The organism is Pseudomonas sp. BN417, from assembly GCF_029871205.1.
GTDB lineage: Bacteria > Pseudomonadota > Gammaproteobacteria > Pseudomonadales > Pseudomonadaceae > Metapseudomonas.
In genome coordinates this window covers 1-19,529 of sequence record NZ_SSOJ01000021.1, presented here as the reverse complement: position 1 = coordinate 19,529, position 19,529 = coordinate 1, and the positions used below count along the sequence as shown (strand labels likewise).

15 protein-coding genes, 1 rRNA gene and 1 pseudogene are annotated in these 19,529 nt (G+C 65.5%); 3 read left to right on the top strand and 14 right to left on the bottom strand.

All coding sequences use genetic code 11. The features are described from left to right. Positions 1 to 3: 3 nt before the first annotated feature. The 10 genes and pseudogenes from E8F11_RS01115 to E8F11_RS01070 all read right to left on the bottom strand — a co-directional run bounded on the left by E8F11_RS01115 (position 4) and on the right by E8F11_RS01070 (position 10,519). A pseudogene (locus E8F11_RS01115) lies at positions 4 to 928 on the bottom strand (DMT family transporter). A gap of 3 nt (positions 929 to 931) precedes the next feature. Continuing rightward, positions 932 to 1,576: a carbonate dehydratase gene (gene can / locus E8F11_RS01110; protein ID WP_280286964.1), complete on the bottom strand. Its 645-nt coding sequence runs from the start codon at positions 1,574 to 1,576 to the stop codon at positions 932 to 934. Between the two features lie 72 nt (positions 1,577 to 1,648). Beyond that, positions 1,649 to 2,101 carry a ribosomal protein S18-alanine N-acetyltransferase gene (gene rimI / locus E8F11_RS01105; RefSeq protein ID WP_280286963.1) on the bottom strand — a complete coding sequence of 151 codons (453 nt, stop codon included), beginning with the start codon at positions 2,099 to 2,101 and terminating at the stop codon, positions 1,649 to 1,651. Further along, positions 2,098 to 2,895: an energy transducer TonB gene (locus E8F11_RS01100; RefSeq protein WP_280286962.1), complete on the bottom strand. Its 798-nt coding sequence runs from the start codon at positions 2,893 to 2,895 to the stop codon at positions 2,098 to 2,100. The genes rimI and E8F11_RS01100 overlap by 4 nt, the downstream gene beginning before the upstream one ends. Further along, positions 2,892 to 4,442: a 2-isopropylmalate synthase gene (locus E8F11_RS01095; RefSeq protein WP_280286961.1), complete on the bottom strand. Its 1,551-nt coding sequence runs from the start codon at positions 4,440 to 4,442 to the stop codon at positions 2,892 to 2,894. The genes E8F11_RS01100 and E8F11_RS01095 overlap by 4 nt, the downstream gene beginning before the upstream one ends. A 282-nt stretch (positions 4,443 to 4,724) precedes the next feature. Then, positions 4,725 to 7,049, bottom strand: coding sequence for a DUF6160 family protein (locus tag E8F11_RS01090; protein ID WP_280286960.1), 2,325 nt, complete (start codon positions 7,047 to 7,049; stop codon positions 4,725 to 4,727). 10 nt (positions 7,050 to 7,059) lie between these two features. Next, positions 7,060 to 7,668, bottom strand: coding sequence for a DUF6160 family protein (locus E8F11_RS01085; RefSeq protein ID WP_280286959.1), 609 nt, complete (start codon positions 7,666 to 7,668; stop codon positions 7,060 to 7,062). After that, positions 7,658 to 8,689, bottom strand: coding sequence for a hypothetical protein (locus tag E8F11_RS01080; RefSeq protein ID WP_280286958.1), 1,032 nt, complete (start codon positions 8,687 to 8,689; stop codon positions 7,658 to 7,660). The genes E8F11_RS01085 and E8F11_RS01080 overlap by 11 nt, the downstream gene beginning before the upstream one ends. A gap of 2 nt (positions 8,690 to 8,691) precedes the next feature. Continuing rightward, entirely contained in the window at positions 8,692 to 9,735 is a 1,044-nt protein-coding gene (locus E8F11_RS01075; RefSeq protein ID WP_280286957.1) for a DUF6160 family protein, read from the bottom strand. Between the two features lie 175 nt (positions 9,736 to 9,910). Continuing rightward, positions 9,911 to 10,519 (bottom strand): hypothetical protein, encoded by a 609-nt coding sequence (locus tag E8F11_RS01070; RefSeq protein WP_280286956.1) that lies wholly within the window; start codon positions 10,517 to 10,519, stop codon positions 9,911 to 9,913. Between the two features lie 235 nt (positions 10,520 to 10,754). Here E8F11_RS01070 and mksB point away from each other — a divergent pair, with 235 nt between their 5' ends. The 3 genes from mksB to mksF are packed head-to-tail and all read left to right on the top strand — an operon-like array spanning position 10,755 to position 15,552. Continuing rightward, positions 10,755 to 12,014: an Mks condensin complex protein MksB gene (gene mksB / locus E8F11_RS01065; RefSeq protein WP_280286955.1), complete on the top strand. Its 1,260-nt coding sequence runs from the start codon at positions 10,755 to 10,757 to the stop codon at positions 12,012 to 12,014. Next, complete coding sequence (mksE, locus tag E8F11_RS01060) at positions 12,014 to 12,715, top strand: Mks condensin complex protein MksE (RefSeq protein ID WP_280286954.1); 702 nt, start codon at positions 12,014 to 12,016, stop codon at positions 12,713 to 12,715. Before mksB ends, mksE begins: the two co-directional genes overlap by 1 nt. Then, the gene (mksF, locus tag E8F11_RS01055; RefSeq protein ID WP_280286953.1) at positions 12,712 to 15,552 is read left to right on the top strand and encodes an Mks condensin complex protein MksF; all 2,841 of its coding nucleotides are present in this window, start codon (positions 12,712 to 12,714) and stop codon (positions 15,550 to 15,552) included. The genes mksE and mksF overlap by 4 nt, the downstream gene beginning before the upstream one ends. Positions 15,553 to 15,680: 128 nt before the next feature. Here mksF and E8F11_RS01050 read toward each other — a convergent pair whose 3' ends face one another. The 4 genes from E8F11_RS01050 to rrf form a co-directional block, all read right to left on the bottom strand. After that, on the bottom strand, positions 15,681 to 17,972 hold the full coding sequence (locus E8F11_RS01050; protein WP_280286952.1) for an MlaD family protein: 2,292 nt from the start codon (positions 17,970 to 17,972) through the stop codon (positions 15,681 to 15,683). Next, positions 17,965 to 18,588, bottom strand: a complete 624-nt coding sequence (locus E8F11_RS01045; protein ID WP_280286951.1) for a paraquat-inducible protein A — start codon at positions 18,586 to 18,588, stop codon at positions 17,965 to 17,967. Before E8F11_RS01045 ends, E8F11_RS01050 begins: the two co-directional genes overlap by 8 nt. After that, positions 18,575 to 19,237, bottom strand: a complete 663-nt coding sequence (locus E8F11_RS01040) for a paraquat-inducible protein A (RefSeq protein ID WP_280286949.1) — start codon at positions 19,235 to 19,237, stop codon at positions 18,575 to 18,577. The genes E8F11_RS01045 and E8F11_RS01040 overlap by 14 nt, the downstream gene beginning before the upstream one ends. A 167-nt stretch (positions 19,238 to 19,404) precedes the next feature. Next, positions 19,405 to 19,520 (bottom strand): 5S ribosomal RNA (rrf, locus tag E8F11_RS01035). Between the last annotated feature and the right edge of the window lie 9 nt (positions 19,521 to 19,529).

Genomic DNA, 19,529 nt, shown 5'->3' with positions numbered 1-19,529 from the left:
GGCTCACCTCAGGGAGGGTCGTGTCGCCAACAACAGGCCGGCGAAGATCAGCGCCCCACCGAACCAATGGTAAGCCTGCAGTCCCTCGCCCAACAGCAGGTAGCCGAGCAGGGCGGTGAACACCGGCATCAGGTAATTGGTGAGCACGGCCTTGGCCACGCCCAGCACACGGATGCCCTGGTTCCACAGCAGGTAGGCCAGCAGCGAAGCACAGATGCCGGTATAGACGATGGCAGCCAGGTTATCCACAGAGGGTTCGAAGGTCTGCCCACTGGCCAGTTCCAGCAGGTAGAACGGCAACAGCAGCGGTACGCCGCAGAGCACCAGCGCCCCCAGCAGCACCAGCGGCGGCAGCTGGAAATACGGACTCCAGCGGCGCAGCAGCAGGGTGTAGAGCGCCCAGTCCAGCACGGCGAGCAGCATGATCAGGTCGCCCGGGTTGAACGACAGGGCGGCCAGTTGCGCCAACCGCCCCTGGGCGATCAGCACCAGCAGGCCGACGGTCGCCACCACAAGGCCGAGCCAGGCGCGCCGGGGTGGCCATTCGTTGAGCAGCACCCCGGCGCCGATGAAGGTGGCGAGCGGCAGGCAGGTGTTGAGCAGGGTCAGGTTGATGGCCACCGTGGTGCGCGCGGCGAAGTAGAGCAGCACGCTGAAGGTGCTGATCCCCAGGGCAGCCACCAGCAGCAGCCACCAGCAGCAGGCGCCAGCCGGCGCGGCGCAGCTGGCTGCGATACTCCCACATGGGCCGGGCGACGAAGGGCAGGAGAATGGTGAGCGCCAGGCTCCAGCGCCAGAAGGCCAGGGTGAAGGGCGGGATGGCGTCGTGGAAGGCGCGGGCCACCAGGGCGTTGCCGGCCCAGAAGAGGCTGGCCACGAGCAGGCCGAGCCAGGCCAGGCCGACGGCCCGGCTGCTTTGTTGTGGCATGGTTCAGTTCTGTCCGAGTGGGCGCAGGCGGTACTGCGGCGGCAGTTGTTCCATGCCGCTGACGGTGACGTTGAGGTTCTTCCAGATGCCGTCCTTGATGCCGTAGATGCAGCCGTGGACGGACAGCTCCTGGCCACGGTGCCAGGCGTTCTGGACGATGGTGGTGTGGCTGACGTTGGCCACCTGCTGGATGACGTTCAGCTCGCAGAGGCGGTCGACCCGCTCTTCCTCGGTGGCGAAGGTCGCCAGGTGGTCGCGCTGTTCGTAGTAGAGGTCGCGAATGGTGCGGAGCCAGCCGTCGATCAGGCCGTACTGGGTGTCGCGCATGGCGGCACGGACGCCACCGCAGCCGTAGTGGCCGGTAACCAAAATGTGCTTAACCTTGAGCACATCCACGGCGTACTGGATGACCGACAGGCAGTTGAGGTCGGTGTGCAGTACCACGTTGGCCACGTTGCGGTGGACGAAGAGGTCGCCGGGCAGCATGCCGACGATCTCGTTGGCCGGCACGCGGGCGTCGGAGCAGCCGATCCAGAGGAATTCCGGCACCTGCTGCTTGGCCAGCTTTTCGAAGAAGTCCGGGTCTTGCTTCTTGATCTTCTCGGCCCAGCGCGCGTTGTTGTCGATCAGCTGTTGCAGGTCGCTCATGCTCTTCTTCTCCTCTTCTGGCTGGCGCACCTTACGGAGCGCCGGGAGCTTTGGCAATGGCCTGCGCGGGGCTCAGTCGATCAGGGTGCAGGCCATCACCAGTGCGTCTTCACGCCCGCCCACGGCCGGGTAGTAGTCGCGCCGGCGGCCGATTTCGTTGAAGCCGTAACGCTCATACAGCCGGTAGGCGGACTGGTTGCTGGCGCGCACTTCGAGGAAGCATTCTCCGGCCTGCAGTTCGCGGGCGCGCTCCATCAGGTGCTCCAGCAGGCGCAGGCCGAGGCCGCGGCCCTGGCTTTCCGGCTTGACGGTGATATTCAGCAAATGGGCTTCGCCGACTATCACGTTGATCACGCCGTGGCCGACCTGCTGGCCGCCTTCGAACATCAGCCAGCAGTCGTAGGACTTGAGGCTGTCGTTAAAGATGCCGCGGGTCCAGGGGTGGCTGAAAGCGGCAAATTCGATTTTCAGTACGGCATCGAGGTCCGCCTCGGTCATCGGGCGGAAGGAAACAGCATCGGTCATTCGGTGTTCTTCCAGCGGCGCATCACACGGCGCATGGCTTGCCAGAGTTCGGCCTTGCGCTGAGGCTCGTCCATCAGTAGTTCCAGGCCCGGCAGCGCCCAGGCGGCGCCCAGGCCTTCGACCTGCAGTTCGCGGTTGAAGGCTTCGGCATCGGCTTCGCCGGCAAAGCGCACCGCCGGCAATCCCACCAGCCAGAGGCAGGTGCACGCGCCCTGCTCTTCGAGGCGTACGCCGACGAAGCCCTGGACGAAGTCGCGGGCCGCATCGGGGCCCTGGTCCATGCTGCCGCCGCTGAGCAGCGGCCAGCGCACCGGCTCGCCGATCAGTTGCGGGCTGTCGGGCAGGCCGGCGGCGCGCAGCAGGTCCTTCAGCAGCAGGTAGGCCGGATCGCGGCTCTGGAAGGGCTCACCGGTGGGCAACTCCACCAACAGCATGCAGCTGCCGGCGCGCAGCAATTGCATGGAGAAGCGCGGCGGCGGCAGCACTTCAACCTTGGCCGGCGTGGCCTCGGGCTCGGTGCTGGCCTCGGGTTCGGGCTGCACGGCCTGGCGCGGCGTGCTGCCGGGCCGGGGGATCTCGATCTTCGGCCGGGTGGAGGCCGGGCGCGCTTCGGCGACCGGGCTGGCCGGAGTGGTCTCGGCGACCGGCTTTGGTGCCTCCTCGGGGGGGACTTCCGGAGCCGGGGCGAGCAGTTCGGGGCGGGAGGGCGCGGCAAAGGGCAATGCCACGCGCGGCAGCCAGGTGGCTACCTGCATGGCATTGAGATACGCGCGACGACGGAGTTCAGCTATCAAACGTCAGCAACCTGTGGATGGGCCCTGCGCACACCTGCCTGCATCAGGTTCAGCGCATTGAGGTAGGCCTTGGCGGAGGCCACCACTATATCGGTATCGGCGCCATTGCCGTTGACGATTCGTCCGGCTTTTTCCAGGCGCACTGTCACTTCGCCCTGGGAATCGGTGCCCTCGGTGATGGCATTGACCGAGTAGAGCTGCAGGCTGGCCTCGGAGGAAGCCAGGCTTTCGATGGCCTTGAAGGTGGCGTCCACCGGGCCGGAACCCTCGGCGCTGGAGCCCTGCTCGACGCCGTCGATTGCCAGCACCAGCTTGGCGTGCGGTACCTCGCCCGTCTTGGACGCCACTTCCAGGTAGACCAGCTTGAAGTGTTCCGGGGCTTCGTCGCCCAGGGTATCGGAGACCAGCGCCTGCAGGTCCTCGTCGAAGATCTCGTGCTTCTTGTCCGCCAGCTCCTTGAAGCGGGCGAAGGCGGCGTTCAGCTCGGCCTCGCTGCCCAACTGGATGCCCAACTCGTCGAGCCGGGTGCGGAAGGCGTTACGCCCGGAGAGCTTGCCCAGCACCATCCTGTTGGTGTTCCAGCCGACGGACTGGGCGGACATGATCTCGTAGGTCTCGCGGTGCTTGAGCACGCCGTCCTGGTGGATGCCCGATTCGTGGGCGAAGGCGTTGGCGCCGACTATGGCCTTGTTCGGCTGCACCGGAAAGCCGGTAATGCCGGAAACCAGCCGCGAGGTGCTGAGGATGTGCGGGGTGTCGATGTTGGTGTAGACGCCGAGCACGTCTTGGCGGGTCTTGATGGCCATGACGATCTCTTCCAGCGCGGCGTTGCCGGCGCGCTCGCCCAGGCCGTTGATGGTGCATTCCACCTGGCGGGCGCCGACGGCCACAGCGGCCAGGGAGTTGGCCACGGCCAGGCCCAGGTCGTTGTGGCAGTGCACCGAGAAGACCGCCTTGTCGGCGTTGGGGATGCGCTGCAGCAGCTGGCGGATGGTCTCCGCGTACTGGTGCGGGATGGCGTAGCCGACGGTGTCGGGGATGTTGATGGTGCGGGCGCCGGCGTCGATGGCGGCTTCGATGATGCGGCAGAGGAAGTCGATCTCGGAGCGGCCGGCGTCCTCGCAGGAGAATTCCACGTCCTCGCAGAGCTTGCGCGCGCGCTTGACCGCGCGGACCGCCTGCTCCACCACCTGGTCCGGCTGCATGCGCAGCTTGTACTGCATGTGGATGGGGCTGGTGGCGATGAAGGTGTGGATGCGCGCGGAGTTGGCACCGACCAGGGCCTCGGCGGCGCGGTCGATATCGGCGTCCACCGCCCGCGACAGACTGCACACGGTGCTGTCCCTGATGCTGTCGGCGATGGCCTTGACCGCCTCGAAGTCGCCGGGGCTGGCGATGGCGAAGCCGGCCTCGATCACGTCCACCCGCATGCGTTCCAGGGCCTTGGCGATGCGCAGCTTCTCTTCCTTGGTCATGGACGCGCCAGGGCTCTGCTCGCCGTCCCGCAAGGTGGTATCGAAGATGATGACGCGATCGTTGCTGCTCATGTCTCGCTCCTCACGGCCCCACCGTGCGTGCGGCCGGGGCTCAGGCTGATGGCGCCGGACTGCTTGTGGCGACGGCTCCAGATCAGGGAATTGTGGCGTGAAAAGCGGTGGTCGGAAAGGTCGGTGGGCAGGTGGTGGCGAGGGGGAAACCTTTGCCGGGGCTTTTACTGTGGGGGCGAATTCATTCGCTAAGGGCTGCGCAGCAGCCCCGGTGACTCCCTGGCCGAACCTACGGTCCGGTTAGCGAATGAATTCGCCCCCACGAAGAATGCCTAGCGAACTTCAGTTGATCGGCGTAGCCGTCAGGTTGGTGCCGATATCGGCGTTCTGCACCTTGATGCCATACATGGAGGTGACGGCGCCCCCGGTGGGGTGGACGTGTTGCAGGCGCTCGACGTTGACCTCCTTGAAATGGATGCGACCGTTAACCGCGAAGCCCAGCGGGTCGGGGGTGACCGGGGTGCAGGTACCGCCGTTGCGGGTGCAGGCCTTGGTGGGGGCCACGTCGAGGTTGAGGTCGGCGTTGAAGCCGTAGGTGTTGGCGTTGGGGTCGCTGGGGTTGCCGTCGGAGGTGTAGAAGTTATCCACAACCAGCTGGCTGCCGCTGCCGGACGCGCCGTTGACGCGGTTGGTTTCCCAGACGATCTGGTTGCGCTTCTCGTCGGTAGCCACGCCATTGCTGCTGCTTTCCACCGCCGTGTCGCGGACGAAGACGTTCTTCAGCTTCACCGAAACCCCTTCGTTGCCCCGGTCCTCCCAGCGCCCGCCGCTGGCCGAGCAGGCGCCGGCATTGGCGCCGCTGCCGCCGACGCAAAGGGCGCCGGCCCCGCCAGAGCTCAGCGCCAGGGTGGAGCCCTGTTCAAAGCGCTTGAGTACCAGCCGGCCGAGGCTGGCGCCGGTGTTGCGGTCGCCCCAGCGCAGGTCGGCGACGTCCAGCCTGGACCAGTAGGTGCCTTTGCTCAGCTCCACGCCGTTGTTGCTCACGTCCACCGAGCCGTCGCGAAAGTGCATGTCGTAATTGGTGCCGGCCAGCCACAGGCCCTTGCCGGTTTCGTCCACCGAGATGGCGGCGCGGGCGTCGGTGAAGAAGAAGTCGGCGTTGTAGCGCAGGCCGTCGCCGACCTTGCCGCCCGGCAGCAGGGTGATCTGGCCGTTCAGGGTGAAGTCGTAAGCCGGGAATATCTCCATCAGCACCAGCAGTTCGGTGCCGCCCTGCAGCGGCGCGGTGGGCGAGCCCACCCGCAGACCGTCGAAGCTGTAGCCGCCCTTGATGTTGGCAAGACCCAGGCGCAGACCGTCGAAATGGCCGTTGTAGCTGCCCTTGCCCATGTCGCTCTGGGTGCCGGCGTAGCAGCCGGTGCTGGCCCCGGCGGCGCAGCCTTTGGTCAGGTCGAGGGTGAACTGGCCGGTGCCGTGGGTGCGCAGGCCGCTGAACCACATGCTGTTGCCGTTATCGGTGAGCGAGACCGAGCTGTTGGCCATGTTCCAGCTGACGTCGGCGGTCAGGCCCTTGGCGCCGGAATTGGGGTCGCCGCCCGGGCGCAGCTTGAGCCAGTTCTGCCGGGCGCCTTCATCGACGAAGTTGAGGTCGATGGCCAGGCTGCCGAGCTTCTGGTTGGCGGGATTGCCGATGATCAGGCCGCCCAACGTGGCGTTCAGCTTGAGGTCCTGGAAGGCCACCTGTGCATAACTGCCACCCACGTCCTGGGCCAGGTCGAGGGTCAGGCCGCCGAGGCTGCGCAGGGTGCCGGAGAAGTTCTCGGCGCGCAGGATGCCTTCATCCTGGTACTGGAACAGGCTGCTGCCGATATTCAGGTCGGGGCGGATGCGGACACCGTCGCCACTGGCGCCCCCGCTGGCGATGCTGAGGCTGCCGCCCAGGCGCAGGTCCATGCTCAGCTTGCCGAAGCTGCGGCTGGCGCCGGCGTCGCGCAGGTCCGGCGCATTCGGGGTCACGGGCGAGCCGGAGGGGTCGCCATGGGCGAGGTCGAGGCCGATGCCGCCCACCGTGCCGATGAAGCGCGCATCCCCCAGGTTCAGCTTGACCTCCTGGCCGCTGCCACCATTGACGATGTCCAGGTAGGCGTTGTCCAGGTAGGTGTCGAAGGACAGGCCTTTGACGATCAGGTCGAAGCCGTTGTCGCGATAGTAGAAGGTCACATCGGTGAGGGACAGCCGGCTGTCGTCGATGGAAATGCCGCTGACGCCGCTGGCCCCGCCGCCCTTGAGGTGCAGGGTCGCGCCGAGCGTATAGAAGGCGCGGAAGGCGCCGAAGCTCTTGCTGCTGTCGTCCAACTCGATGTTGTTCACCGTCAGCACCTGGGGGCTGGCGGCGTGCTCGATCTGCAGTTGGCCGTCCTCCACGTCGAGGGTGGAACTGGACGTGCTGGCCCCGCCGCTGGCAGCGCGGTTACTCACGTCCCGCAGGTTCAGGCCGCGGCCGTCCTCGCTGTAGCTGACACTGCCGGCCGACCAGCCCTGGCTGGAGGTTTCCAGGCTGATGCCGCCCTGCCCGCTGACCGAGGACATGGCGGAGTCGTCCAGCGCTTCCATGGCCTGGGCCTGGGAGGCGAGGAGCATGCCGAGCAGCAAGGGGGCTGGGCGCATGGTCGGTTCCTCAGTTCTTCGGGAAGATCAGCACGCTGCCCTGCATGCGGATGGTGCCGTCGATCTTCGCCGAGAAGATGTTGGTCTGCTGGTAGCCGGGATTGCCGCCGTTGGCGAGGGTGCCGGCCTTGTTCTGCCAGCCGCCCTGGTTGGCCACGCCGAAGGCGAAGCTGCCGTCCTTGAAACGCACCTCGTTGGGCAGTCCGAATGCCAGCACGTCCTGGTTGAAGGCCGCACCATCGCCGCCGAAGCCACTGGTGATGGTGCGGGTGTTCAGGGTCAGGCCCTCGAAGCTGAAGATGCCCTTGAGGTTGTCCAACACGTACCAGCCGCCGTTGGCCTCGGTACGGATGGCGATGCGCAGGCCGCAAGTTTCCGGAGTGGCGCTACCGGCGGTGGCGCAGCTGCGCTGATTGACCGTCCAGGTGGCGGCGTCGTTGGAGGCCGGGGTGTTCCACAGCACGCCGCCGTTCTTGTTGATGCTGAACTCGCCGGAGAGGTAGACCCCGCCCTGCCCGCTCAGCAGGCTCAGGTCGGCGTCTTCCAGCGCCTGCAGCTCGGCCCGTGCCAGGCTCGGCAGCACCAGCAGCGCCGCCAGGTAGAGCGCCTTAGAGGTCATGGCTGGTCACCTTCAGGTAGTTGATGCCCAGGCCCTGGATGGCGTTGTAGCCGAAGTTGTAGCCGCCGCTGCTGAAGCTGCCGCTGCCGCTCTGGAGGCTGTTGATGACGATGTTGGTCCGCGGGGCGTTGGCGTAGAAGTCGGCGGCCAGGGCGTCCTTCTGCGCCTGGGTGGTAACGGAGGCAGTGGGGTTGGGCAGTTCGAGCACGAACTGGCCGTTGCTGCTCACGTCGAACAGCAACGGCTGGGTCTTGCCGTAGCCGAGGGAAATGTTGGCATAGGCGTTGTTGAGGAAGATGGTGCGGTCGCGCTGCTCGGTGGCGGTGGTGCAGCCGCTGGTGTTGGCCGCGCAGCTCATGATCTGCAGGCTCTTGGTGAATAGGTTGATGCGCGCCTCGCCGACCATCTGGTTGCGGCTGCTGTCGCCCCACAGGCGCAGGTAGGAGCCGTCCATCGCCAGCTCGGCGAAGTCCAGGTTGAGGATGTCGGTGCGCCCGGCGGCCACCTGGAAGTCGAAGCGTATCCCCAGGTCGACCTTCTCGCTGGCCCGGCTGGAGCAGTTGTTGCCCGCCGCGGCGAAACCGGCGATGCAGGGCTGGCCGGCGGTGCCGGTGAGGCGCTCGGGGAACATGAATTCGAGGACGGTGACGTTGCTCGGCGTGGTCTGCACCCATTGCCCATCGTCGCGCAGGGTGCGCATGGCTTCGCCCTTGGCCAGGTTGAGGGCGAAGGGTTGGCTGAGCCGGCCGATGGTCACCGGGCTGAGGTTTGCGCCCTTGTTGCTGCCGGCTGCGCCGAGGTAGAACTCCTTCACCGCGATGGGGACGTTCTGCTTGGCCGCGTTGGTGATGTCGTTGATGGTGATGGTGGCGTTGTTGGCGTCCAGCAGGACCTGGTCCAGCACGAAGCCGATCCCCGCCCCCTGCACGCCGGACAACTCCTGGTCATCCAGGGCCTGGAGTTCGGCCCGCGCAAGGCCTGCGAGCAGGGCGAAGCCCAGCAAAGGCAGCGATCTCGGCATCTTCAGCACCCCGCCGTAGCCGTTCCGAGGCAGGTGTCCTGGCGCGGAATGCCATTGAACGCCTGGTCGAAGTTGATGTTGATCGGGGCCACCAGGTTGCCGTTGGCGTCCTTGTACTTGGGCATATTCATGAAGGCGCCCTTGAGGGCGGTGATGAAGGCGTTGCGGTCCATGTCCTTCCAGGCCAGGTCCTGGGACTGGAAGGAGATGAAGAAGCCCCGGGCCGCACCTTCCATGTTGCTCATGTCGCTGATGTTGCCCACTGGCAGGGACTGGAACTGCGACAGCGGGAAGCAGGTGGAGATGCCGAGGATGCTGCAGTTCTGCGAGGCGAAGGCGCCCAGCAGGGCGTCGGTCCAGCCGCCGGCGCAGCCCGAGGTGCAGGTCATGCCATCGCCGTTCTTGATGCCGGACATGCCGGCGCGAATCGGGTCCGCCACGCCCTGGGCGGTCACCAGTTCGGCGTCGGCCTCGACGATGCTGCTGCGGTACACGCCGGCCAGGAACAGGGCGCTCTGCTGGAAAAAGTTGGACTTGTCGTAGATGGCGTTGCCGGTGCCCTTGATATGCACCGGGATACTGCCGGTCAGGCTCTGGATCTCGCCGGAGAGCACACCCTTGGACTCGCCGAAGCCGATGCGCACACCCACCACCTTGCTGCCAGAGTAGGCCAGCTCGACGAAGGGGTTGGCGATCTTGAAGGGGTTCACCGAGCCATCGGCGTTGACCGTACCCAGGGCAAAGTTATTGATCAGGATGTCGGACGAGCCGGCGGACTCGCCGGTCCGGGTCAGCAGGTCGTCGTACTGGCCGAGTTGGAGCTTCTTGATATTGAGCTGGGTATCGACGCTCACGCCGAAGTTGACCCGGGTGTAGTTGATCCCGGCGTTGGCATCGGTGGTGAGGTTGATGAAGGCCTGGCCGGTGACTTCGGAGAGTTCGTCGTCCGCCATTTCCTCCATCCGCGCCTGGGCGACGGATGCGCAGAACAGCCCCGCAAAGCAAACAGCCATCAGCTGCCAGGCTGGAAGCAGTATCGAACCCATGGCGACTTCCCTGGTTGTTCTTGTATGGAGACGCGCTGCCGGCTCGCCCCCTTTTCGGCCACTATAAGGAGCCCCGCCGGGAAGTGTCCCGACCCATAGTCGAGTCAATGGGCGATGGCTATTTGCCGTCCGACGGCCGGCTGTTACCCATTGCCACAGCGGGGTAACGCCGGCTTCAGCGCTGGCGGAACAGGCCGATCAGGTGCTCGGCGATGGTGCCCTTGATGACCTCCACGTCCAGCCGGGAGATGCGTCCCAGGCGGCGCGGCTCGATGCGGTGCAGGTGCAGCGAGGGCATGCGCGCCTCGTATTCGCGCAGATCGCCTTTCGCCAGCACCGGCAGGAACTGCTCGCCGCGCGCCTGGTAACGCCGGATCAGCAATTTGAGGCCAGCCTGGAAAGGCAGTTCGAGGGAGGGGCTCAGGCGATGCTCGCCAGGAATTTTCAGGTAGAGCCCGGTACTGCCCAGTACCTCGCCGGGCAGGATATGGATGCCGGTAGGCAGCACAGCGTCGGCGGCGACCTCGTGGAAGATGTCGTGCCAGGCGCGCTCGTCGGGGAGGATGGTGATGCTGCCGTGCTCCTCCTCCGGCACCACGAAGCTGTAGCTGCTGTAGAGCTTCTCGACATAGGGCGAGTAGACGCAGAGGCGGCTCTCGAAGCGCAGCAGGAAGGCAATGGCCTCCTGCCGGTTGGTAATGGCGTCGAGGTCCCAGTCCAGGTCGGTCTGGCGTTCCAGCTCGGCCCAGCGGGCATCGGCGAGTAGGGCGGGTTCGGCGCTCATGATTCCTGCAATCGGACAGCGAATGGTTCGACAACGCAGAAAACATGCCAATGAATTCAAGCACTTGAACGGGGCTTTCGGCCCTTTTCGCGGCATCTGATAGCACGATGCCAGTCGCAAACTGCCGAAAAACGTCAGTCTCGGGCGCGCGTCGCTCCTCTGATCGGCTGAAGCTGAATCGCCACCGGCAACCTGAAGTACAATCGCCTCTTTTTTCAGCGAACCCGGCCAATCGATGATCGATCCCAAGCGCGTACTGCGCGCCCTAGCCGAACACTGGACGTTGCTCGAACCGCTCTGCGAGCGCTTCGATACCGGCACCCTGAGCCTGGTCGAACTGCGCGTGCAGCTCGCCGCCCAGCTGCCGGAAGGCACGCCCACCGACGTGACCGCCCTGCTCGACCTCTGGGTGCGCCTGGACATCCTCGTTCCCGTGGCCAAGAGCCCGAACCGCTTCGAGCTGAACGCGCAGATCCACGACTTTCTCGCCTACCTGCGGCGCGAACACCGCCTCGGACTGTGCCTGGAAATCGAAGCCTATCTGCGCCACCTGGAACGCCTCGCCGGCTACATCCAGGAAGCCTTCGAGATCCGCGACGGCAACGACCTGGCGCGCCAGCTGCGTCTGCTCGACATGCGCGTACGCGACGTGCTGAAGAAGCTCGACAACGACGAGCAGGCGCTGGTGGCGGTGGCCGACCGGGCCAAGACCAGCGACCGGCAGATTCCCCTGCGCCAGCGTTATGCCGAAGTGCTGGCCACCTGGGACGAGTACGTCGAGCCGATGATCCAGCTGGTGGCCGCCGACGGCGCCTTCGAACAGGGCGTACGCCGTGTCGAGCAGGTGCTGCTGCGCCTGTTGGGCGAACAGCAGCGCCTCGGCCAACTGGTGGACGACGACCTGCTGCTGCGCACCCACGCGCGCATCCTGGAGATGCAGACCAGCGCCCAGCTGACCCTGCGCAAGGCCCGCGAGCTGCTGCTGCCGCTGCGCGAGGAAGCCCGACGGCACAACGCCGTGACCCGCGGCGCCGCCCTGGCGCTGTCGGTGATCCGCAAGAAGGGCCTGGACGCCGTGCCCCAGGCGGCCCTGCCACTGTTCACCCGGCCGCAGAGCACCTTCCTCGGCAGCAGCTCCCAGGTGGAAGCCTATGTCTACGCCCTGGCGCGCTTCCAGCCCAAGCCGGCGCACTTCCCCAAATCCGGCGGCCCGCGCAAGGCCGTCGCGCCGCGCTCGCCGAAGACCGCGCGGGAGATGCTCGACCGCTGCGAGCAGGCCCTGCCGCTGCCGGACCTGATGGTCTGGCTGCTGGAGCAGGAGCCCGAAGGCGCCACCGACGAGCTGCTCTACTGGTTCTCGCGCCTGTCCCGCGATACCCGCTTCCAGCGCGACCGCCTGGAGCGTCGCGAGTACCTGACCGCCGAGCACCAGGTCAGCCTGAGCTCCTATGCCCTGATCAAGAGCCAGCCCGCCGCGGCCGAGAAGACTTCCTGATGAATATCGACCTGAAAGAAATGACCCAGCTCGCGCCCATCTTCCGCGAGCTGTTCAAGGGCTATCACCTCTCCCGCAGCGAGCCGGAGTGCTACGCCCAGCTGTCCACCCAGCAGGACCAGTACCGCGCCCTGTTCAAGGGCCTCGGCTTCGAGCTGGTCTGCGACCCACGCGGTTTCTACTACTTCGTGCCGGAACAGATGGGCGCCCAGGTGAACAAGACCGCCCAGCGCCTGGCGCTGTTCACCTTCATCCTGGTCGAGCACCTGGCCGACCAGGGCCGCGACCCGCTTTCGGTGCTCGACGGCGGCAGCATCGGCCGCGACGAGCTGCCAGCGCTGCTGGAGAAGTACCGCGACCTGTTCAACCAGGCCGAGGTGACCACCCATGAAGAGCTGGAAGAAAAGGTCATCCGCCGCCTGACCCAGCTCGGCTTCGCCGAGGACAGCAACGGCGTGTACCGCTTCCTGCCGCCCATGCACCGTTTCCTCGACGTGTGCCTGGCCGTGCAGCACGACCGCGACCTCGCCGCCAGCCTGCACAGCACCGACCTGGAACTGCACACCCCGGTGCTGATGGATGACGACAGCGGCGACACGATCATTCCCATCGACATCCCTGACGCAGTCGAAGTATCCGAAGAAGACGCCCTGGCCCGCGCCATGGCCGAAGAACGCGCAGCCCAGGAGGAGGACGCATGAGCCAGGAACGCTACGGCATCCGCCGCTTCGCCCTGCTGAACACCGCCGGTTACAGCCTCGGCCTGTTCCCGCTGGAAACCCCGCTGTCGATCTACGGCGCCAACAACCTCGGCAAGTCGGCCTCGATCAACGCGCTGCAGTTCCCCATCCTGGCGCGTATGTCGGACATGAGCTTCGGCAAGTACAGCCTGGAGCAGTCGCGCAAGTTCTACTTCGCCACCGACACCAGCTACATCCTGGTGGAAGTGTCCCTGCCCCACGGCCCCCATGTGATCGGCGTCGCCGGTCGCGGCCCGGGCGGCGGCTTCGGCCACCAGTTCTTCGCCTACCGCGGCGAGCTGAACCTGGAGCACTACCAGCGTGACGGCACCTGCCTGCGCCAGCGCGAACTGTTCAACAGCCTGGAGCGCGAGGGCATCAAGGCCTACGAGCTCAAGCCCGATGAGCTGCGGCGACTGCTGGTGGGTGGCCATACCTCCATCCCGCTGGACCTGACCCTGATCCCGCTGCGCTCCACCAGCGAACAGAGCCTGAAGACCTTCCGCTCGCTGTTCATCAACCTGCTGCACATGCGCGAGATCACCGCGGCCAAGCTCAAGCAGCTGTTCCTCGACGCCTTCGAGCACAGCCTGCGCTCCGGCAGCGTGGACTACATCGCTGCCTGCGAAGAGGCCTTCCGCGACGTGCGCCGCATGGAGCAGGACTACCAGGCCCTGGTGGCCGCCGGCCCGCTGGTGGAAGCCCTGGCCAATGGCGTGACCCAGCGCGAAATCCTGCGCGGCAAGCTGCACCGGATTTCGCCGCTGCTGGACGCCCTGCTGGGCACCTGGCAGGACTATTCCGGTGCGCGCAAGGAAGAGCTGGTGATCCAGGCCGAGCACTACCGCAACGAGCAGGATGGCCTGCAGGGCGAGCAGCGTGGCGGCACCCAGGAAATGATGCGCCTGGAACGCGCCATCACCGAAAGCCAGCGCTGGCTGGGCGAGCTGGCGGTGCTGAAGAACCGCTTCGCCCTGGTGGACGACGCCAAGGTGCTGGAACAGCAGCTGCTCGCCGCCAAGGACGCCCACGACGAACTGGCCGGCGCGCTGGCGCAGTCCCGCCAGTTCTCCGCCGAGGACCTGGACGAGCGCCTGCGCGACCTGGAAAAACGCCTGAAGGCGGTCAAGCAGCAGCTCGACCATGCCGACAACAACAGCTACTCACGTCTGCGCGAAGAGTTCTCACAGGCCGACGTGGACCGCCTGATGCGCCTGTTCAACGGCCAGCTGTTCAGCCTGCCGCTGGGCGAAAAGGGCATCCAGCTGGAAGATGGCGAAGCCTGGGTGAAGACCCTGGAAACCGTGCTCGACCAGTTCAAGGGCAGCCAGTTCGAGGTGCCCGGCCTGTCCATCGACCTGTCCCATATCGAGCCGCCGGCCCTGCAGGCCCTGGCCGACCGCGCCGCCCTGCGCGACCAGAAGGACCGCCTGGAACGCGAGCTGAAGCAGCTCAAGACCCAGCAATCCGTGGCTGCCGACCGCGCCGCGAGCAAGGCCCAGGCGGAGAAGCTGTACCAGGACGTGCTGGATGCGCAGAAAGCCCTGGAAGACTTCCGCAAGGCCCAGACGCTCACCGCCGAGGAACCGGCCAAGCTGGAAGAGCTGGCGCAGCTGGAAGCCACCCAGGACGAACTCAAGCGCTCGGCGGACGCCTTCACCGAGCGCGTCCAGCAGCTCTCCGCCAAGCTTCAGCTGGTGGGCCGCCAACTGGCCGACCTGGAAGCCAAGGAACGCACCCTCGAAGACGCCCTGCGCCGTCGTCAGCTGCTGCCCGCCGACCTGCCCTTCGGCAAGCCCTTCATGGACCCGGTGGACGACAGCCTGGACAACCTGTTGCCGCTGCTCAACGACTACCAGGACACCTGGCAGGCGCTGCAGCGCATCGACGGCCAGATCGAGGCGCTCTACGCCCAGGTACGCCTGAAGGGCGTGGCCAAGTTCGACAGCGAGGATGACACCGAGCGCCGCCTGCAGCTGCTAATCAACGCCTATGCACACCGCCAGGACGAGGCCCTGACCCTGGCCAAGGCGCGCCGCGCCGCGGTCACCGACATCGCCCGGACCCTGCGCAATATCCGCAGCGACTACGACAACCTGGAACACCAGCTGGCCCTGTTCAACCGCGAAATCAACAAGCGCCAGGTCTCTAACCTGCAAAGCTTCCGCATCGTCCTGGCGCCGAACAAGGAAGCCCTGCGGCACATCGACCAGATCATCCACAGCGCCGGCCAGTACGAGGAAGGCGAGACCCTCTCGGTCTTCGACCTGACCAACTCGACCGACCAGGATGCGAAGAACGAAGAGGCCAAGGAGTACCTGGCGCGCCTGGTGGCGGCCAACGGCAACCAGCTGGGCCTGAAGGACCTGTTCGAGCTGGCCTTCGAGATCACCAAGGTGCACGGCCAGCCGGTGATCCACACGGACATCGATGGCGCCGCCTCCAACGGCACCACCATGACCATCAAGGCGCTGACCAACATGTACCTGCTGCTGCACCTGATGGACCGCGAGCAGGCCGGGCGCATCCGCCTGCCCTACTACCTCGACGAGGCGGCGGACATCGACGAGCGCAACCAGCAGGCGCTGATCGAGACCAGCCAGCAACTAGGCTTCACGCCCATCCTGGCGTCTGTGAAGCCGCAGGTATCGGCCAATGTCGCCATTGACCTGGAGGGCGGCAGCGGTCCGAACGGCATCTATATCGACGAAGCGGACTGGAAGTTCATCAAGCGCCGCGAAGTGGCCAAGGCCGCCAGCGAGGCGAACGAGTCGGAGACGGCGGCCGAGCTCGCCTGACTCCTCCGCCGGAAAAACAAAAGGGCCGCAATCGCGGCCCTTTTGCTTTCCGGGTCCTGGTGGACCAATACCCTACGGAGCGCCCTTGTAGGGTGAAAATCCACGGAGTGGATTTCCACCAATGGACCTCACTTGCCCAGGGGAATCTTCGGCGCCCAGGTCAGCCACTCGTCCTCGGCATCGTCATGCAGGGCGAAGGTCTGGCCATCGAGTGCGCGATTGCCCATCTGCCCTTCGTTCGGCGTCGCGAAGGAGATACCGCCTTCCATCAGCGACTCTAGGGACTCGGTGCGCACCTTGACCCCCTTGAACAGGCTGGCGTCCACGCCAACGCCGCTGGTATGCCAGAAGCGGCTGCCACTGTGCACCAGGGGCGCGTAGCGCGGCTCGATCAGCGCATGAATGAATACGCGGTCGGAGGTCTTGCCCAGTTCGAAGGACAGTACCTTGCCCACCGGCACTTCGCGGTAGCTGACAATCACGCCAGGCTTGATGGAACCACGGCGTGGCGCGCTCAGGGTGATGCGCAAGCCCTCCTGGCGAGCCAGGGAGTCCGGCGCCTCGGCCAGGGCGGTGAAGCGAGTCTGGGCCGCGCCCGGCTTGCTGGCCGGCAGCACTTCCAGGTACTGGCCGCTGACCAGGGTTTCCAGATTGGCGGTGCGCAGCAGGCCGAGTTCGGGGCGCACTACCCAGAACTGGCTGCCGGCACGGGCGATGCGATCCGGCGCCTGCATGATGCGCGCCTTCACCAGCACGCCGGAAAGGTCGCTGGTGAGGCTGACGGACTCCACCTCGCCGACATCGATGCCCTTGTAACGTATCGGCGTACCTTCCTTGAGGCCATCGGCCTGGGGAACGGATATCTCGATCAGGGTGCCTTTGGCGATGGCCAGGTCCTCGTCCTGGTACAGGGTGAAGCGGCGTGGGCGGGTCACCGGTTTGGCCTTCGGGTCCGGGGTGCTGAAGGTAATGCCTCCCGACAGCAAGGTCTGCAAGGATTCGCTCTTCACTTCGACACCCGACAGCCCGCCCTTGAGCGTCACGCCGCTGGAGTTCCAGAAGCGCGTGGACTCGTTCACCAGCTTGGTGAACTCGGGCTCGATGTGCACGCCGATGACCACGCGCTGCTGATCGCGGGACAGCTGGTAGCTCTGCACGCTGCCCACGCGCATCTGGCGGAACAGCACCGGGCTGCCCACTTCCAGGGAGCCTAGGCGGTCAGTGGTCAGGACCAGGTGCAGGCCCGGGGCGTCGGTGTTCAGCGGAGGCGCCTTGGGCCGAACGTTGAACTCGCGGGTCGGGGTCCCCTCCTTGGCGAAGCGCACGGCAATGTAGTTGCCCTTCACCAGGGCTTCGATACCGGTGATGCCCGCCAGGGAAATCGACGGCTTGACCGTCCAGAACTCGGTGCCCTCCACCAGGTAGTCCTCGGTGCGCGGCTCCATGGTCAGCTCGGCGGTGGCGCCAGTGAAGTCCTTGTCCATATCCAGCTTCTTCAGGGTGCCGACCTGCACGCCGTTGTACATCACCGGCGTGTTGCCCGGGTTGAGGCCACTGACGTCGTCCATACGCAGCAGCACCCGCAGGCCCGCCTCGGCGGATTCGAAGCCGTCGTAGAGGCGGAAGGGGATGCTCGGATCGGTGGGCGGGCTGTCCTGGCGGTGCTCCGGAGTGGCGAAGGCAATACCGCCGGCCGCCATGCTGAGCAAGGACTCAGTGCGAATCTTCACCCCCGAAAGGCCGGCAGTGACGTTTAGCCCGCTGGCGTTCCAGAAGCGCGTGTGCTTGCGCACAAGGTGGGCGTAGGGCTGCTCGACATGCACCTTGATCTCGACGGTGCGCTGATCCTCGGCCAATTGGTAGCTCTTCACCTGGCCGACCTGGATCTGCCGGTAGTAGACCGGACTGCCCTGTTCCAGGGAGCCGAGGCGTTCGGCCTTGAGGGTGAGGTGCAAGCCAGGCAGCGAGTCGGAGAGTGGCGGGGGTTCAGTCAGGGCGGTGTATTTCCGCGCCGGCTCGCCCTTCACCGGGTCTATGGCGATGTAGATGCCGGAGACCAGGGTTTCCAGGCCGGTGACGCCGGCCAGGGAAACCCGCGGGCGAACCAGCCAGAAGCGGGTCTCGTTGCTGAGGTAGGGGGCGGCTTCCTTGAGCACTTCGACCGTGGCGACCACGCCCTTGATGTCTTCACTGACGTGCAGGTCGGTCACCTTGCCCACCTGGATGCCCTTGTACATCAGTTGGGTCTTGCCAGCCTGGATGCCGTCGCCGTTCTCGAAACGGATCTGGATTTCGATGCCCGCTTCGCTCATGGCCTTCCAGGCCAGCCAGAGGCCGATGAGCAGCGCCACCAGCGGTAGCACCCAGATGGCGGACCAGCTCGTGGTTTTGCGGGTTTTGGGCGTTGGCAGCTCAGGCATTCTCGTCGTCCATATCGGTGTTGTCCCAGATCAGCCTGGGGTCGAAAGTCACTGCCGCGGTCATGGTGATGATCACGACACTGGCAAAGGCGGCCGCTCCCAGGTTGGCTTCGATGCTGGCCAGATTGCCGAAGTTCACCAGCGCCACCAGGATGGCGATGACGAAGATATCCAGCATGGACCAGCGGCCTATCCATTCGATGAAGCGGTACATCAGGATGCGTTGGCGCGGCGACATGGGCAGCCGTCGCTGCACTGAGTAAAGCAGCAAGGCGATGCCTACAAGCTTGAAAGTGGGCACCAGGATGCTGGCGATGAAGACCACCAGGGCGATAGGTACCATTTCGGCATGAATCAGCTCGATCACGCCGCCCATGATGGTCGAGGGCGCGCCGTTGCCGAAGAAGTTCACCGTCATGATCGGCAGCACGTTGGCGGGTATGTAGAGGATGGCAGCGGTGATCAGCAGCGCCCAGGTGCGGACCAGGCTGTTCGGGCGGCGCGGATGCAGGTGGGAGCCACAGCGCGTGCAGGCGCCGTGGTCTTCATCCGATTCGGGACGGTTCAGCTGGTGGCACTCGTCGCAGACGACGATGCCGGCATCAATGGCGCGCATGGGACTCTCCCTCCGCATCCAGCGCATCCCAGACCTGGTGTGGCGACATGGTGACCTCCAGCCAGACCTGGGACAGCAGCAGCCCGATGAAACACGCAAGCCCGATACCCAGGTGCAGGTCGGCCAGGTCGATCAGCTTGACGATGGAAACCAGGATGCCCATGAGGTAGACCTCGAGCATCCCCCACTCTCGCAGGTGGTGGTACAGGCGATAGAGCATTATGCCCAGGCCCCGGGCGCGGCCGGTGTTGATGCAAAGCAGCACCACCAGTTGGCAAAGCAGCTTGATCAGCGGAATGACCATGCTGCAGAGGAACACCACTATGGCCACGCTTGCCATGCCGGTGTCATACAGGCCGAGAACACCCGTCCAGACGGTGTCATGGGTCGTCTGTCCCAGAAGGTTGAGCTTCATGATGGGCAGGAAATTGGCCGGGACGAACAACAGCAGGGCGGTGACGACCAGGGCCAGGGCGCGTCGCTCCATCTGCGAGCGGTGCACGACCAGCTCATAACCACAACGGGGACAGCAGGCCTTCTGCTCTTCGCCGAGATCGGGGCGACGCATCAGCAGATCGCACTCGTGGCAGGCAATCAGATCGTGCAAGGGTAAATCGGATAGCGGGCGTTGATCAGCCTGTTCAGGCATGGCGGCATGGCTCTCAGGGTAACGCGGGTATTTTAGACGAGCGGGCCTGCGCGGTCGCGGCCCAAGCGTTTCGAGGCGCTACCGGCCTCAGCCTCCTGCCCACAACTTTCTCGCGCGCAAAGACAAACCCCCGACACGCCTTAGCGTATCGGGGGTTTGGGATAGAAGCTTGACGATGACCTACTCTCACATGGAGAAGCTCCACACTACCATCGGCGATGCGTCGTTTCACTACTGAGTTCGGGATGGGATCAGGTGGTTCCAACGCTCTATGATCGTCAAGCAATTCGGT